This is a genomic window from Micromonospora sp. CMU55-4 (assembly GCF_011602315.1).
GTDB lineage: Bacteria > Actinomycetota > Actinomycetes > Mycobacteriales > Micromonosporaceae > Micromonospora > Micromonospora chalcea.
Genome location: NZ_JAAOLH010000004.1, coordinates 99,724 through 115,395, shown reverse-complemented (window position 1 = coordinate 115,395; position 15,672 = coordinate 99,724). Strand labels below are relative to the sequence as shown.

The 15,672-nt window shown below is 71.9% G+C and carries 15 protein-coding genes; 2 read left to right on the top strand and 13 right to left on the bottom strand.

Going from position 1 to position 15,672, the window contains the following annotated elements:
• Positions 1-574 precede the first annotated feature (574 nt).
• Positions 575-2,212 carry a hypothetical protein gene (locus tag HA073_RS09015; protein WP_064445441.1) on the top strand — a complete coding sequence of 546 codons (1,638 nt, stop codon included), beginning with the start codon at positions 575-577 and terminating at the stop codon, positions 2,210-2,212.
• A gap of 82 nt (positions 2,213-2,294) precedes the next feature.
• Here HA073_RS09015 and HA073_RS09010 read toward each other — a convergent pair whose 3' ends face one another.
• The 12 genes from HA073_RS09010 to HA073_RS08955 all read right to left on the bottom strand — a co-directional run bounded on the left by HA073_RS09010 (position 2,295) and on the right by HA073_RS08955 (position 13,271).
• Complete coding sequence (locus HA073_RS09010) at positions 2,295-2,681, bottom strand: hypothetical protein (protein ID WP_166456134.1); 387 nt, start codon at positions 2,679-2,681, stop codon at positions 2,295-2,297.
• A gap of 747 nt (positions 2,682-3,428) precedes the next feature.
• Entirely contained in the window at positions 3,429-3,965 is a 537-nt protein-coding gene (locus HA073_RS09005; RefSeq protein ID WP_166456133.1) for a phosphatase PAP2 family protein, read from the bottom strand.
• A 45-nt stretch (positions 3,966-4,010) separates the two neighbouring features.
• Positions 4,011-4,145, bottom strand: a complete 135-nt coding sequence (locus HA073_RS30850) for a hypothetical protein (RefSeq protein WP_255358557.1) — start codon at positions 4,143-4,145, stop codon at positions 4,011-4,013.
• The gene (locus tag HA073_RS08995; RefSeq protein WP_043322834.1) at positions 4,142-4,996 is read right to left on the bottom strand and encodes a DMT family transporter; all 855 of its coding nucleotides are present in this window, start codon (positions 4,994-4,996) and stop codon (positions 4,142-4,144) included. Before HA073_RS08995 ends, HA073_RS30850 begins: the two co-directional genes overlap by 4 nt.
• A 40-nt stretch (positions 4,997-5,036) precedes the next feature.
• Positions 5,037-6,158: a glycosyltransferase gene (locus HA073_RS08990; RefSeq protein ID WP_375336230.1), complete on the bottom strand. Its 1,122-nt coding sequence runs from the start codon at positions 6,156-6,158 to the stop codon at positions 5,037-5,039.
• A 141-nt stretch (positions 6,159-6,299) separates the two neighbouring features.
• Positions 6,300-8,531 (bottom strand): hypothetical protein, encoded by a 2,232-nt coding sequence (locus HA073_RS08985; protein WP_309227998.1) that lies wholly within the window; start codon positions 8,529-8,531, stop codon positions 6,300-6,302.
• Positions 8,532-8,709: 178 nt separating this feature from the next.
• Positions 8,710-9,273 carry a dihydrofolate reductase family protein gene (locus tag HA073_RS08980; protein WP_166456131.1) on the bottom strand — a complete coding sequence of 188 codons (564 nt, stop codon included), beginning with the start codon at positions 9,271-9,273 and terminating at the stop codon, positions 8,710-8,712.
• A 457-nt stretch (positions 9,274-9,730) separates the two neighbouring features.
• Positions 9,731-10,111, bottom strand: coding sequence for a glyoxalase/bleomycin resistance/extradiol dioxygenase family protein (locus tag HA073_RS08975; protein WP_064445437.1), 381 nt, complete (start codon positions 10,109-10,111; stop codon positions 9,731-9,733).
• Between the two features lie 20 nt (positions 10,112-10,131).
• Entirely contained in the window at positions 10,132-10,374 is a 243-nt protein-coding gene (locus tag HA073_RS08970; RefSeq protein WP_030498879.1) for a DUF5988 family protein, read from the bottom strand.
• 251 nt (positions 10,375-10,625) lie between these two features.
• On the bottom strand, positions 10,626-11,363 hold the full coding sequence (locus HA073_RS08965) for an ABC transporter permease (RefSeq protein ID WP_043322827.1): 738 nt from the start codon (positions 11,361-11,363) through the stop codon (positions 10,626-10,628).
• A complete protein-coding gene (locus tag HA073_RS08960) occupies positions 11,360-12,301 on the bottom strand; it encodes an ABC transporter ATP-binding protein (RefSeq protein ID WP_043322824.1) in 942 nt (313 codons plus the stop codon). Before HA073_RS08960 ends, HA073_RS08965 begins: the two co-directional genes overlap by 4 nt.
• Before the next feature lie 304 nt (positions 12,302-12,605).
• On the bottom strand, positions 12,606-13,271 hold the full coding sequence (locus HA073_RS08955; protein ID WP_043322821.1) for an HAD-IA family hydrolase: 666 nt from the start codon (positions 13,269-13,271) through the stop codon (positions 12,606-12,608).
• Positions 13,272-13,468: 197 nt separating this feature from the next.
• Between HA073_RS08955 and HA073_RS08950 the strand changes: the two genes are divergently transcribed.
• Positions 13,469-14,881: an acyl-CoA synthetase gene (locus HA073_RS08950; RefSeq protein WP_166456130.1), complete on the top strand. Its 1,413-nt coding sequence runs from the start codon at positions 13,469-13,471 to the stop codon at positions 14,879-14,881.
• On the opposite strand, the gene HA073_RS08945 is transcribed toward HA073_RS08950, so the two are convergent.
• A complete protein-coding gene (locus tag HA073_RS08945; protein ID WP_043322816.1) occupies positions 14,878-15,540 on the bottom strand; it encodes a 4'-phosphopantetheinyl transferase in 663 nt (220 codons plus the stop codon). The genes HA073_RS08950 and HA073_RS08945 overlap by 4 nt on opposite strands.
• Positions 15,541-15,672 lie beyond the last annotated feature (132 nt).

The window sequence follows — 15,672 nt, the reverse complement described above, 5'->3', positions numbered from 1 at the left end:
GGACCGCACCGCCCACCGCTTGAGCAGACCGTAGAGGATCGCCACCGGCGGGGGCAACAGTGTGCTCGGTGTGAGGGATCGAGCCCTGCCGGTGCCCGGGTCGGAGGGCACGCCAGGGACGCCCGCAGTACCCCATTCGCGAGCTGACGCGGGCGCACGTCGGGGAAGCCGTCGTCGGGTATTCCTGCAACTGTGGTGCGAAGACGAGGAGATCCGACGGCAGGCGGTGCTCGAACGCGCTGCCGCGATGCGTCGCCGAACTTCGTCCCTACGTCGAGGACGCAGGTGCAGCCGCCGCGGCCGGCGGCGTCGATGTCGGACAGGTTGCCGGAGGGTGAGGGCCCGCCCGGTGGTGGGTAGCCGGCGCGGTGCGCGGATGTCGACTCGCTGACAAGGGTCCGAACCCGCTCCCAGAAGGGCAGCCGGCGGCGCCAGCAACGCGGCCTTCGCGGTCCGGCCATCCCGGCAGGCGCGGCGGTGCTGTTCCTATCGGGTACGGGCTTGCGGGATACGCCGCCGTTTGGGTGTGGTGTGCGGAAATCTCCATGCAGAGGGCAACGGCAAGGGAGGCAGCGTGCTGGTCGCGGACCGCAGACTGGTGGGCCTGCTGCTGCTGACCGCGGTGTCTCCGACGGTCGAGGCCGTCGTCTTGGTCTCGCTGGGTTTCGTCGCGGCGCGGGGCCTCGCGCCGCAGGCGGCGGCGGTGTGGCCGTACGACACCTACCACGACCTGCGGTGGCTGTATGTCTACCACGACTCGTGGCCGTCATTCGTGTTCTGGCTCAGTTTGCTGGTGGTGGCCCGAGGGCTCTTTCACACGCTGCTGGTGATGTTGGCATGGCCGGCTGAGGTGCCTCGGCCACCGGCGCGGTGGCTGTTGAAACGGAATGTCGGGCTCGCCGCGTTGGTGGCGGTCTTCGTCGCCCCGTGGGCCTTGATCTCGGTGGCCGCGTCGGTGGTGGCGCTGTCCTGGGTCCTGCTGGCCTCCCTGGTGCCGTTGTTCCTGCTGGCGCCATTCCTGCAACGGGCAGCCGTGGTGGGGCCGTGGTGGCGAGGCCTGCCGTCGATCTCGCTGGTGGGATGGTCGATGCTCAACTTCGTGGTGCTGACCGTGGCCGGCGCGTTGTGCTGGAGTCTGCCGGGCTGGTGGTCGGTGCCGGTGGCCGCCGTGGCCGGGGTGGTCAACGGGCTGCTGTGGAACCGGACGGTCCGTACCGCGCTGATCAATCCGTCGACACGGTGGGTGAGGGTGCCGGCGACTCCCGTCGCGGCGGTTCTCGCCCTTGCGGTGCCGTTGCTCATCCCGCCGATGGTGGATGCCGTGCCGGACAAGAGCCTGCGGGCCGAGGCGGTGGTCCTCGACCACCCGCTGCCGCCCGACGTGCCGCAGGCAGTCATCGTCCTCGCAGGTTACGGGTCGTCGTACGGGGGCGAGCAACCTCTCGACAATCGTGTCGAGAGGTTCTCCTACCGGGGGTTGAGCCGGGACGGCACACCCCTGCCCTACCGGCCGCACGACACCACGATCTCGGTGGCGGACAGCGTGGGACTCCTCGACGAACAGGTGCGACGGCTACACCAGCGCACCGGCCGGCCGATCGCCCTGATCGGGGAAAGCGAAGGCGCGATCGTCGCCCGAACCTACCTTCAGCAGCGAGCGCACCCCGCCGTCGACACGCTGGCCATGTTCAGTCCCCTGATCAACGCGGGTCGCGCCTACTACCCGCCCCCGCGCGAGAACCACGGCTGGGGCGTGGCGACGGGATCGCAGCTTCGGATCGTGTTCGGCGTGATGCGCCTGTTCGGTGGCCCGCATGCCGGGCCCGACGAACCGTTCATCCGCTCCCTGGTCGACGACGCGCCGTTCTACCGTAACCAACTCATGTGTCCGGTGCCCGGGATCCGGATGGTCGCCTTCATTCCCACCACCACGGCCGCAGAGGCGCCACCCGGCGACTACAGCGGGATCCCCGTCTTCCAGATGCCCGGCGTACACGGGGGTCTTCTCAACCGCAGCCTGGTCGAAGACCGGCTCCTGACCTTCCTCTCCGGCGAACCGATCCAGCAGGAACGCGAGGAGTACCCACTCCTGCAACGTCTCGGCGCCGCCTGGCAGGCCCCGCCCCTGCCCATCGCGGCCAACCCGGCCTGGTCCGCGTTCCGGCAACCCGATCCCGCCTTCACGGGGAAGGTGTGTCAGCCAACCGACTGATCCGTCCTCGTTGGTCGCCGGCCCACCGCGGAGCCGGCCGCTCGCCTTGCCAAGGCGTGCGGGTACCGTCGCCCGGACGCTCTCAAGCCACAGCGCGAGATCGATTGACGATCAGTAAGCGGGCGGCAGCCAGTGCCAGTCCGAGCACCAGCACCGTGCGGATCGGGTGATAGGTGAGGAAGAACAGGTGGAGCCCGACGAAGATCACCACCGCGGCCAGAGCCAGGGACGTCGACCAACGGCGGCGGAGCGGTCCGAGGGCTCCGGCCAGCGCCGTGAACACCCCGACGGCCAGATGCAGCCAAGCCCAGCCGGTGAGGTCGTGCTCGTGCACGGCACCGTCAGCAACCGAGACGTAGCGGGTGCCGCTCAGGTCGGCCGCACCAGCTACCGCGTCGAAGATCCCGGCCAGGCCCAGCAGGACAGCCGCCAGCCGTAGGCCCCTGTCGCTTGCGTTCCCGTCGGCCACCACACCCTCCGTAGGAACTCGCCCCTGCTGGCGGAGCGTCGATGTGGCGGGCAGACACCCATTCGTGCCCTTGCTGCGCCTGCCCCGCCCTCCGATCTTTGCCGAAACGAGCCGATCCCAGACACCGAAGCGAGAGCGTCACCGCTGCGGGTGACCTCCGGCGGGCCGAGAACGGTCGGTGCATGACCACATGCACCGGCCGTGCAGGCGCGCCGGGCGACCCGTGCACCCGAACAACCAGCTCGTCAGCGAGCTGCCGATCAGGAATCCGCAGTCCGGTACCTGCCGCAACAGGCACCACGTGTACGAGCGCGGGCACGGCATCAAGCGGATGAGCCACCCGGCGGTCGGACCGAGCATGCTGACGAGGCGCCATGCCGGGTGCCCCGGACCAGACGCTGTTCCTCTGCGCCACCGACCCCGGCGTCCCGGCCCACGGCAACCTCCGCCTGCTGGGTCTCCTGACCGCCCAGGCCAAGCGGACGCCTCGTAGGGCCCAACGGGCAGCCCGCTCCCCGAGGCACAGCCACCGCCCCGCACATCGCCTGCGCGGGCGACGGCCATGGCAGGGGCGTCACAAGCAGAGCGCCCAACGCATGGTCTGCCTCGCGGCAGCCCGGCATGAGGCACGTCCTGGGACATACGCCGGTCATCACTGGTGACGGCCTCGTCGTTACCGAAGGCTTCACGCGGTGGCGCCTCGTAAATGTGATGATCGGAGCCAGGGTCCGGCTGACTGGTGCCCCGCTATGTTCGTCGACTCGGTGCGCCGAGTTGATGCCGGCGGTGGCCCGCCAGGCTGACGGCCACGACGGCGAGGCCGGCGATGACTGCCGCGGCGAGGATGTCGCCTGGGTAGTGCACGCCGACCCAGACGCGGGCGACCCCGACGACAAGCGCCGCGCCGGCCAGTACCACGCCCCACCGGCGGCTCAGGAAGGCGTAAGCGCCGAACGCCAGCGCGAACGCGGCGGTGGCGTGGTCGCTGGGCAGCGAAACTCCCGCACCGTGAGGGATCAGCTGGTGCACGTGATGACTCTGGAACGGGCGCTGCTGACTGTTCGAATGCGCCAGGACGGTGGCTGCGGCAAAGGCGAGGACCAGGGCGGCGCCGAGCTCGACGACCGGGCGTGTTCGTCGGCGGCGCAGTGTCACCACGGCAAGCAACGCGGTGACTGCGAAGATCAGATACAGCAACCTGGTCGCGGCGAACTCCATGACGTCGTCGATACCGTCGATGCGTCCGGCGTGATCGTTGATGAGTTCGAACAGGCGGTAGTTCACCATGTCATCCTGCCGACTCGGTGGCGGGACCTCGGGGAGATCGGGTTATCCGCGGCGTTCCGGTCGGCGAAGCAGCCCGTCGGCGACCAGTTCGATGGTCACCGCGACGGCGACCGCCTCGACGGGTGCGCCGACGCCGAGCAGCACGCCCACGAAGGCACCGGGAAGGGTGACGGTCACCGGCGGCGGTGTTCGACCGATCCCGCCGAGCAGGCGGAAGCAGCGAGCCACACGCCGCCGCCGACCGTGACGGCCGCCAGGACAAGGCCGACGATACGGATGGGCTCGTCGGAGAGTGTTTCCCGGAAGACGGTGATGGCGACGAGAACGCTGACGACGGGGTCGGTGAGCGTGAGAGCTGTCAGGGGTGCGGCGAGGCGACCGTGCTGGAAGGCGGCCTGATTCAGGATCAGCCCGATGGCGACGGCCACTATCAGCGCCGCGGATCGCCAGCTGACCACGGCGGACAGCAGGGAGCCCGGGGAGCCGCCGGCGAGGTCCTTGACCAGCGCCGCCGCGAAGCTGTACGCGACGCCGCTGGCCACGCCCAGCAGCGCGCCCCGCGCGGCGCCATGGCGGCGGCGCGCGGCCAGGACGCAGGCCGTAATGGCCGCCACCGCGCAGCTCATGGCGACCGTCCAGGCCGTCGGCGCAGGGCGGGTCACGCCGGCGCGGACGTCGGCGAGAAGCAGGAACGCGGTCAGGCCCACCACGCCCACCGCAACCGCGAGCAGGTCCCGGCGCGCGACGCGCTGGCCGGCGATGACGGCCTCGATCAGCACTGCCATGAACAGCCCGCTGGCCATGATGGGTTGCACGACCGCGAGCGCGCCGGAACGCAACGCGAGCACCTGGAAGACGACTCCGGCCGTGTCCGGGATCCAGCCGGAAAGCCACAGGCGGTTGCGGAACAGCCGCAGCAACAGCCGCGGGTCGAGCGCTGCGAAGCGCGGCTGCTGGGCCGCGGCGCGCTGATGCAGCGCGGCGGACAGCGCGAAGCTGAAGGCCCCGGCCAGCGCGTAAAAGATCATGGCTGGGTGCAGGAGCGGTCCGCGGGTGAGCGCCGGGACGTCACCGCGGGTTCCCATCCACTCCGGCCCCGGACCGTAGGGTCGCGGACACGATCGCGGCCATGTCGTCGGCGCTGGTGAACGCCGGCAGGGCGGAAGCCGCTGTGCGGGTCAACTCCTGGCACAGGTCGGCGGGGTTTCGGACGTAGGTGGTCAGGCCTGCGCCGGCGAGCACCTGCGCATTGGCTCGGCCGTGGCCGGGAAGCGGGCGATAGGTGATGGTGGGCAGACCCGCGGCCAGTGCCTGCTGGCAGGTGAGGCCACCAGCGTTCTCCACGATCAGGTCCACCGCCTGCATGAGGGTGGGCATGTCGTCGACCCAGCCCATGACGTGCCCGGGAAAGCCGGCCAGGCGCCGGCGCAGGCTGTCGTTTCGTCCGCATACCACCACCGGTGTGACACAGCCGGCGGCCAGTACCTCCCTGGCGGTACGGGCCACGTCGCCGGCACCCCAGGACCCGGCGACGATGAGCGCTAGTCTTCCCTTTTCGGGCAGCGTGAACTGGGCGCGGGCGGCGCGTCTGGTGGCATCCGTCGGTGGCCGGTAGCGGGCGGGTACAAGCGGGTCGACGAGTCGGACGTCCGGTGCGCCACGAACAGCGGCTTGCTGCTGGGTGGCCTCGTGGATCACGCAGTAGGTGTCGACGCCGGTCGCCATCCAGGTCGGGTGGATGACGAAGTCGGTGACATAGGTGACGACCGGTGTGCTCAGCCTCCCGCTGTGGCGCAGCGGGCCGAGGATCTGGTTGGCGAACGGGAACGTCGACACGACCAGGCCGGTGTCCGGCGGCATTTGCATCAGCATCCGCCGGCGGGCCGACCGTAAGGCGGACCTGATCATAGCCACCAGCGGTGGCGAACGGTCGGTGATCGTGAACAAGGCGTCGTAGCTGAGCGGGCACCAGCGCAACAGCGACCGGTAACCTTCGCGGATCATCCCGTGCAGGGGCTTGGGCAGGGACGTGAAGAAGTTGAGGTGGTGCACCTCGACGCCGTCGAGGGCGAGCCGGGCAGCCAGTTCAGCGGCGGCGGCGGCGTGGCCCGCGCCGATGTCGGCCGACACCACGACGATCCCTCCGCCGCCACACCGGCGATCCGGTGCAGGCCACGTTCCGGGAGGGATCCGGGCATGAGGATGCTCCCGCCACCCGTTGTTCACGGGCGCGGGTACCCGCTGTCACCGTCGTCACACCTGACCACCGACGCGGCCTGGGCGACTCCCCCCGTGGTCGTCCAGGCCGCGCCCCGAACCTGACCTCACCACCTACGGCGCACGGCCACGGATCCTCCCGACGAGGAGCCTGACAGCGTCCTGGTACTCCGGTTGCGTGTGATACGGCCAGTGGCGTTCCACCGCGGGCGGAACGGTGTCCGTCGGCTCCACGGTGACACCGCGGGGATCGCGCAGCCGCACGTCGACAGTTGCGGCCTCCCGAGGTACGCCAGGCGTGAGGTCGGGATGGTCGAAGATCGGCGCGCCGATCGGGTCGGTATCACGCCACAGGTTGCGCCACCGCCAGTCGATCCGCTCACCGAGCTCCCACAGCACCCGTTCGCCGAGGTAGGCCGGGTAGAGGCGGGCATAGATCCGGTACAGGGGGCTGCCGTGGGTCAGCAACGCGATCCGTGGCAGAGTCTCGGATGGCAGGTGCAGGACGGTGGCGGCGGCCAGTACCGAGCCGTGGCTGTGCCCGGAGATCACCACGGGCCCATGCGCGGCCAGTGCGCAGACCCGCCGCGTCAGTTCGGGCACGGCCCGCGCCGCGTAGCAGGGCGGTGCGAACGGGTGCACCGTCCGGGGCCAGAACGTGCCCAGATCCCACAACACGCCGACGAGCCGGCGGGTCTCCGGCGACCGGTACGCGCGGTAGGCCAGGATCAGCAGTCCGACGACGATGAGGCTGATGATCCAGATACCGATGTCGGTGACATATGCGGTGAGCACGGCGAGGACGTCGTGGCGCCGATTGAGGCGGGCGGCGAGTTGTGTGGGGCCGATCCCGACGAGGTCGAGCGCCACGGTGGCGAGCCCGAGTGAGGAGACCACGAAGAACGCGACCAGGGTCGGCCCGAGTTCCTCGGTGACGAAGGAGCGGGCGACCGTGTCGCGGACCGCGGCCAGCCGCGGCGCCGCCGAAGCGGGCGCGTCGGGGTAGTCCCGCTCGACCACGCGTTGCGCGTACGCCCGACGACGGCGCCGGGCGGCGGGCAGGGTGAGGGCAATCGCCGCGGTGACGACGAGCAACGCGGCCAGCCCGGCGAGCGCGGCCCACCAGTACGCCACCGGTGGTTCCAGTGGGCCCAGCGCAGGTGGGCTGGGCCGGATCGGGTCGGGGATGCGGCCCCGGTCGAGATGGTCGGCGGTCCGGAACACCAACGTGGTGGTGTAGGCGGAGGTGACCGTGACCGACATCGCCGCCACCAGCGGCGTGCCGAGTCCGCGCAGCAGCGCGCGCGAGCCGGCCGGCCGGGTGTGCTGCCGCGCCAGCGTCACCGCGGCGATCAGGACCAGCAGCAGTCCCTGCGCGGTGACCAGGCCGGCGGCCGCGCCCTCGTAGCCGGGCATCTGCCCGGCCACCACCGGCACCTCCCGTCGGGACACGGCGTATCCGAGACTCGACACGGTGGCCACCGCGACGAGGATCCACAGCAGGCGTCGCAGCGGGCCGGCCCACCTCACGCTCACTGTCACCAGCAGCAGCGCCGCGCAGAACAGCACGAGTCCGCCGGTGAGGCCGAGCAGCGCGACGGCTACGCCGTTCCACCGATCGTGTGACACCGCGACGACCAGGCTGACGTAAACAGTGCCGGCGCCCAGCCCGACATGGATCTGACGCAGCCACGACGTCATCCGCTCGTCGTGCCAGATCCCCGGTGCGGCTAGGCTCCCGGTCGACTCCAGCACCCGCTCGTGTGGCGGGGCGGCCTCGAAGCCTTCGAAGGCACGCGCCGAGCGCGCGCCGACGGCCCAGAACACCCGCAACGCCAGCAGCGGCACCAATGCCAGCACCGCCAGGCGCGGGCCCATTGGCAACGCCGCCAGCCAGGACAGGTACGGCCGCCCCTGCCGGCACTCCACGTACGGCACGCACTGCCAGCCGGGCAGGTTCATGCTCACCCCGACCAGCGCGAGCGTGAACGCCACGGTCAGCGACCCGGCGAGCAGGCGACACAACCCGCCGAGCAGGCCGAACCGGTCCGCCAGGGTGGGGCGCAGCCAGACCGCGAGGTTGCCCAGCATGAACGGCAACAGCAGCAGCATGGACGCCGTCCGCACCGCCACCCCCGCGGTCAGGGCCCCCCACCGGTACGCCTCCACCACCACCCCGGCGGTGGCGCCGCCCGCCCGACCGAGTCCCTCCCGGACCCGGTAGAACCCGGCGTGCCGGTCCCCCGCCACCCGCACCACGATCGGATGATCGACGATGGTCTCCGCCGACGCGCCGGAGACCCCGTGAACACGCAGCTCGACAGCCTCGTCACCGGGCGCGCTCACCAGGACAGCGTCACAGAAGCTGCCACGGTGCCGCTGCCGAACACCGAACACCGAGAGCGGGGATTGAGCCGCGCCCGGGGTGCGTTCACCGGAGTGGGTGATGGTCGACCTCATCCGGTCGGATCAGCCGTCAGCGCCCCACCTTCACGCAAGCGCAGGCGATCGGACGGGCCGTCGTTCACTGCCCGACAGGGCGGTAGCGGAGGTGTACGACGCCGTTTCGGAATCGGCGCTCGTCGAGGAGTTCGAGGTCGACGCGCATGCCGGACGGCAGGCCCGGCTTACCCCCGCCGACGACCACGGGCCAGACGAACAGCTGGCACTCGTCGACCAGCCCGGCCTCAAGAGCCTGCGCCGCGAGGTTTGCACCTCCAACGGTGAGATCGCTGCCGGCCGTGGCCTTCAGTTCGCGTACCGCGGCGGGGTCGAAGCGGCGTTCGAGGCGGGTGTCGGCGGTCGACACCGCGGCGAGGGTCGTGGAGTACACGACCTTTCCCGCTGCCTGCCAGGCGCTTGCGAAGTCGGCCATGAGGTCGGACTGCGCGGCCAGAGCGGCGTCGGTTTCCCATACGGCCATCGCCTCGTACAGCCGCCGTCCGTAGAGGAACGTGCCCACGGACCGCAGGAGATCGGTGTAGACGACGAACACCTCGTCGTCCATCGGCAACCAGGCGAACGCGCCGCGTTCGTCCTCCATGTAGCCGTCGAGCGACACGTTGTTCACATAGATCAGCTTGGCCATGCCTTACCTCTCGATGGTCAACCGCAACAGCCTGGACGCACGGGCGCATCACCCAGCAGCCTCGTGGGCTGCCCCGCTCATTGACTACGAACACCCCTGCCCAGATCCGACACCTCCGGCGGACACCAACAGCGAACGGTGCACGCCCACCGCCGCGTGTGCCGGCCGGGGCGACCGCCGGGCGGCTGCGTACGCTGGTGGCGGAGGCGCTGAGGGAACCGTCGGCCCGGCAGACGATCAGCTGATCGTCGCCCCCGCCGGCCCGCGTACGACTCAGGACCTGACGGCGGAAGCCGGACTGTCGGCGGGACCGCCGCGCGGCTGACCAGGAGACCGGAGAAGCGCCCAGGCGCCGCGCACCGCGCGGACTCCGGCGACGTCCCGCCGGACAGGCCGCGGGAACCCGCGCCGTACGCACGGGTTCCCGCGGCCTGTCCCGGGTCCGCCGGGACTCGCCCTACCCCGCCCGCTGCGGGCCGACGACGGTCCAGCAGAGGCCCGCGGGGTCGCGCAACGTGACCTGGTGCGACGGGGCAGCCGGCGGCTCGACATGGGCGCCCGCGGCCACCGCCCGCCGCAGCACCGACTCGGGGTCCGTCCGCTCGATGGTCAACACCTCGTCACGGTTCGCGGCCACCGACGGGTCGCCCGCCTCCCACCACTCGCTCACGATCAGGCGATGACCGCCGACGGCCAGTTCCGCGTGCACGACATGCCCGTCGAGCAGGCACTCCCGTTGGATGGCCACGGCGTCGAAGACGTCCGTGTAGAAGGCGATCGCCTCGCTCGTGTCGCTGACCGTCAGGTGCGGTCCCGTCCGCTGGTCCTGTGCCCGCATGAGACTGCTGCGTCCCTTCGCTACTCGGCGATCCGGGTCCGGCCGGTCCAGCGGAAGACCACCGGCTCGACCGTCGCGGCGGCGGTGCCCCGCTCGAAGTGCTCGTACCCGCCGTAGTACAGGATCTTGATCTTCTTCTCGGCCCTGGACACCCGACGGCTGCGCAGATCGGCCGGCAGGCCGGCCGGGCCGCCCTCCAGGACGACATCGATGACGCCGGCGGCGTCCCGGGCGACCGGATCAGCTTGCGAAACGTCCTTCATGGCACGACCTCCGTCGCATTCCGCACACCCCACGAGCCGCCGCAGGGGCGACACGGTTCGGTCCACACAGGTCCAACGACACCCGTTGCCGGGTGAACGGTCGCTCCGCGGTCGAACGTCCTTGTCCGGTGAGCGGCCACCCGTTCAGCTCCGAACGTAGTGCAGATCACATTTCGTGAGCACCCTTAGCGCACCCCTAGAAACGGCCCTGGGCAGCGACGATGCCGGACCAGCCCGGTCGGGAGGCGGGCTCACTCCCAGCGGAAGAACCGCGTCGCCCCCAGGGCGGCGACGGCGGCCGTGACGGCCAGGGCGATCAGCTGCGGCAGCTCCGGGTCGGCCCCCGCCCACGCCGCGCCGATGGTGTCGACAGTCGCGCCGAGCGGCGAGTAGTCGGCCACGGCCGCCAGGGCACCCGGCATCCGGTCGCGGGGCAGCCAGGCGCCGGCCAGGAAGAGCAGCGGGAAGAACAGCGCGGGGCCGATCGACTGTGCCGCCCGGGCCGACGGCGCCAGCGCCGCGATCAGCAGGCCGACGGCGAACAGGCACGCGACCCCGAGGAGGAAGGCCAGTACGAACCCGGGCAGGTTGGCCGGCGCCGGCTGGTCCAGCAGGAACCGCACAGCGATCGAGGTGACCACCGCACCGAGCACGCCCATCACGAGGTTGACCACGACCTGGGCGACCAGCAGCAGCGCGGGCTGCACCGGGGTGGTCGCCAGACGGCGCAGGATCCGGCGTTCCCGGTAGATGCCCAGCGCCATCGGCAGGGTGAAGAGCGCGAGCATGCCGATGGTGAGAGCCAGCGCGAGCGACGGCAGGAACGTCTGCTCGGCGTGCTGGCCGGTGTCGGCGGCGGTACCGGCACGCTGCGGCAGGCCGAAGACGAGCATCAGGCCGATCGGCAGGGCGAAGACGAAGAACAACGACACGGGCTCCCGGAGGAACAGCTTCGTCTCGACGGCGATCAGCTTGGACAGGGCGCTCACGACGACCTCCCGTCGGTCGGGGACTGCGCGGCGGCCCGGCCGCCGCGGCCGGTCAGGGCGACGAAGGCGTCGTCGAGGGTGGGCTGCTCGACCCGCAGGTCCGTGTAGGTCGTCCCGCGCCCGTTGAGCACTGCCAGGACCGACTGGAGCACGTCCTTCGTGCCGGTCACCGTCACCTCCGCCCCGTAGCGGCTGACCCCGGTCACGTCGGGCGCGGCGAGCAGCAGCGCGTCCTCGACCGGCTCCGCCGGGCGGAAGTGCACCCGGTGCTCGCTGCCGACCCGGGCGAGCAGGCCAGCGGGGCTGTCGATGGCCACCATCCGCCCCTTGTCGATGATCGCGATCCGGTCACAGAGTCGTTGCGCCTCCTCCATGAAGTGGGTGACCAGCACGACGGTGACGCCGCGGTCGCGAATCCGCTCGACGAGATCCCAGGTGTCCCGGCGGCCCTGCGGGTCGAGGCCCGTGGTCAGCTCGTCGAGGATGGCGATCTCCGGCCTGCCCACCAGCGCCAGGGCTACCGACAGCCGCTGCTTCTGCCCGCCGGAGAGCTTCTGGAAGTAGGTGTTGCGCTGCTCGGCCAGGCCGAGGTCGGTCAGCAGCTCGTCGATGTCGGCCCGGTTGCGGTAGAAGGACCGGTACAGGTCCAGCGCCTCCCGCACCCGCACCTTGTCCGGCAGCTGGCTCTCCTGGAGCTGGGCGCCGACGCGCTGGCGCACCTCGGTGCGGTCGCGCACCGGGTCCAGCCCGAACACCCGGACGGTCCCGCCGTCGGGACGGCGCAACCCCTGCACGCACTCCACAGTGGTCGTCTTGCCGGCGCCGTTCGGGCCGAGGACGCCGAAGATCTCGCCCTGCTCGACGGTGAAGGAAACGTCGTCGACCGCGACCTTCTCGCCGTACCGCTTCTGCAGATGATCGACCTCGATGACCGGCATCCGGGATGGTCCTCCTTCATGTGCGGTTTGCCGCCGGGAAGGGCGGACCACTCGGCTGATCGCGGCGTCGGTCCGCGGCAACGGGCCGGACCCGGGCCGACCGACGCCCGACATCATCCGCGCAACCGATGCCCCGATCAACTGATCAGGTGACGAATCGGGGGTGTCGAGGCGGGAAACCATCCTCCACAGGGGTACCGCCCGGCGACAGGGGTGTCGCCCGGTCACGCCAGGTGTCCGGGCGTCCCGTCCGGGCGGGCGGCGGCTCCGGGCGGCTTCCCGCCCACGGATCCGGTGTGGCTCGTCACCGCCGTGCCGGGCAGAGCGGCAGCAGCTCGTCGAGCCGGGTCAGAACGACGTCCGGGCCGGCCGCGCGCAGCGTCTCCTCGTCGGACTCGCCCCACAGCGCGGCCACCGCCGTCACCCCGGCCGCCCGCGCGCTGGCCAGGTCGCTGGGCGCGTCGCCGACCATCAGCGCCTCCTCCGGCCGGGCCCCGAGCAGGTGCAGCGCCCGCCGTACGATATCGGGCGCGGGCTTCGGGCGGGGCACCTCGTCCGAGCCCACCACGTGGTCGACGAGCGGCAACAGGTCGAGCCGGCCGAGCAGGTCCCGGGCGCGTACACCGCTGCGGCCGGTGGCCACGGCGAGCCCGATCCCCCGCCGACGCAGGGTGCGCAGCAGCTCCGCCGCGCCGACGACCGGGCTGACCCGGTGTGCAAGGCGGTTGCTCTGCCGCACGAACGGCTCGGCGAGCGCCGCCGGCAGACCCATCAGCTCCAGCACCTCCGGCAGGTACCGGCCCGGGTGGCGGCAGTACTCGTCGACCGGGGCCAGGCCGTCGCCGACCACCTCGGCGTAGGCGAGGGCGAACGCCTCTCTGGCCACGGCGAGGCTGTCGACCAGCACCCCGTCGAGGTCGAACACCACCGCCCGGACACCGTCGGGTGCCGCCGTCGCCCTCGCGACCATCGATGTCACCTCCCCGCCCGCACGACCGCCACGGCCGGTAGGGGTGGCAGGCCGCGGAGACCCCCGACTACGGTCAGGACCGTTCTCCCGGCCCACCGGCGGCGCACTCGCCCGCCCGGATCCGGCGGTACCCCACGACCCTACCGGCGTCGCGGCCCCCGGCAGGGCTCGGACCGGGCCGCTGAGAGGATCGCACCATGCCGCTGCTGGGCTGGCTGACGAAGGGCACCGACGAGCACCCGGACGCGATCCGGGTCGGCGGCCGGGCGGCGTCCTGGGTGGAGCTTCGCCGCCTTGCCACGGCGGTGGCCGACGAGCTGCGCGGCGTCGACCGGGTGGCGATCGAGGCCACCGCCACCCTGGAGACCGTGGTCGGCGTGGTGGGCGCGCTGACGGCCGGGGTTGCGGTCGTGCCGATCCCGCCGGACGCCGGGCCGATGGAGCGCGATCACATCCTGCGCGACTCGGGCGCGACGGCGCTGCTGGTCCCGGCCGGCGCGGAACGCACCGTCGGTGACGCCGGCCGGCCCGTCGTACCCGTCGACCTGACCCGCCGGTCGGACACCGTCCACCCCGAGCCGGATCCGGCCCGCACCGCGGTGATCCTCTACACCAGCGGCACCACCGGCGCCCCGAAGGGCGCCGTGATCTCCCGCCGCGCGATCGCCGCCTGCCTCGACGGGCTGGCCGACGCCTGGGCATGGACGCCGGACGACCTGCTGGTGCACGGCCTGCCGCTGTTCCACGTGCACGGGCTGGTGCTCGGCGTGCTCGGACCACTGCGGCTGGGCGGCCGGCTGCACCACGTGGGCCGCCCCCGCCCCGACCGGTACGCCGCCGCCAACGGCACGATGTACTTCGGGGTGCCGACGGTGTGGTCCCGAATCGCCGCCGACCCGGACGCGGCCCGGGCGCTGCGTCCGGCGCGGCTGCTGGTCTCGGGCAGCGCGGCGCTGCCGGCGGCGGTCTTCGCCGACCTCGCCACCCTCACCGGTCACCGGGTCGTCGAGCGGTACGGGATGACCGAGACCCTGATCACTGTGAGCGCCAGGACGGACGGCCCACGCCGGCCCGGCACCGTCGGGCTGGCGCTGCCCGGGGTCCGTACGCGGCTGGTCGGCGACGACGGCACCCCGCTCCCGGCCGACGGAGCGACGATGGGCGAGCTTCAGGTCACCGGCCCCACGCTGTTCGACGGCTACCTCAACCGTCCGGACGCCGACGCGGCGAGCCGTACCCCGGACGGTTGGTTCCGCACCGGGGACGTCGCCATCGTCGACCCGGACGGCTGGCACCGGATCGTCGGCCGGGCGTCGACCGACCTGATCAAGAGCGGTGGCTACCGGATCGGCGCCGGGGAGGTGGAGGACGCCCTGCTGACGCACCCGGGGGTCCGTGAGGCAGCCGTGGTGGGCACACCGCACCCCGACCTCGGTCAGCAGGTCACCGCGTACGTGGTGGGCGACGGGGTGGGCGAGGCCGAGCTGATCGACTTCGTGGCCCGGCGCCTTTCGGCGCACAAGCGACCACGCGAGGTGCGCCTGGTCGACGCCCTGCCCCGCAACGCCCTGGGCAAGGTGCAGAAGACGCGGCTCAGCGCCGACGGTTAGGACGCGACCGCCGGGATGCTGATCGCGGTGACCACCAGTCCCCGCTCGACCAGGAACCTGCCCGCGAACGCCCGCACCTCGGCCCCGCCGAGCACCGGACCGGGCACCAGCAGCCGGGCCTCGAACGTGCCGGCCGGGTCGAACACGATGTCCGCCTCGGAGAAGTCCAGCCACTGGCCGGTGAGCGGGAACCACGCCTTGTACACCGCCTCCTTGGCGCTGAACAACAGGCGGTCCCAGCAGACGGCGGGGCGGACCGCGCCCAGCGTGACGGTGCGCGACCGTTCGGCCGGCAGGGCGATCGCTCCGAGCACCCCGTCGGGCAGCGGGGCGTGCGGCTCGGCGTCCACCCCGAGGCTGGCGAACGCCGCCGTACGGCCGACGACCGCCGCCCGGTAGCCATCGCAGTGCGTCATACTGCCGACCACGCCGTCGGGCCAGAGCGGGGCACCGCGTGCGCCGGAGACGATCGGCGCCGGGGCGAGGCCCAGCTCGCCGAGAGCCAGCCGGGCGCAGTGCCGCACGGTGGTGAACTCCCGGCGTCGTTTCTCCACCGACCGTGCCACCAGCGCCTCCTCCTCGGGGAACAGGGTCACGCCGGCGGGATCGGTGAAGGACTCGGACACCGCCACGGTGGAGGGCAGGATCTGCTCGATCACGTTGGCCGATGGTAGGCGCTGCGGCACCCCTCGCCGCGGCGGGCCTCGGCGATAGGTGCACCATAGGGGTCGGGTACGGGTGCCGGCCTGCACGGGACAGGTGCCACTCTGAGCGCCGTCCCGGTCCTGCGG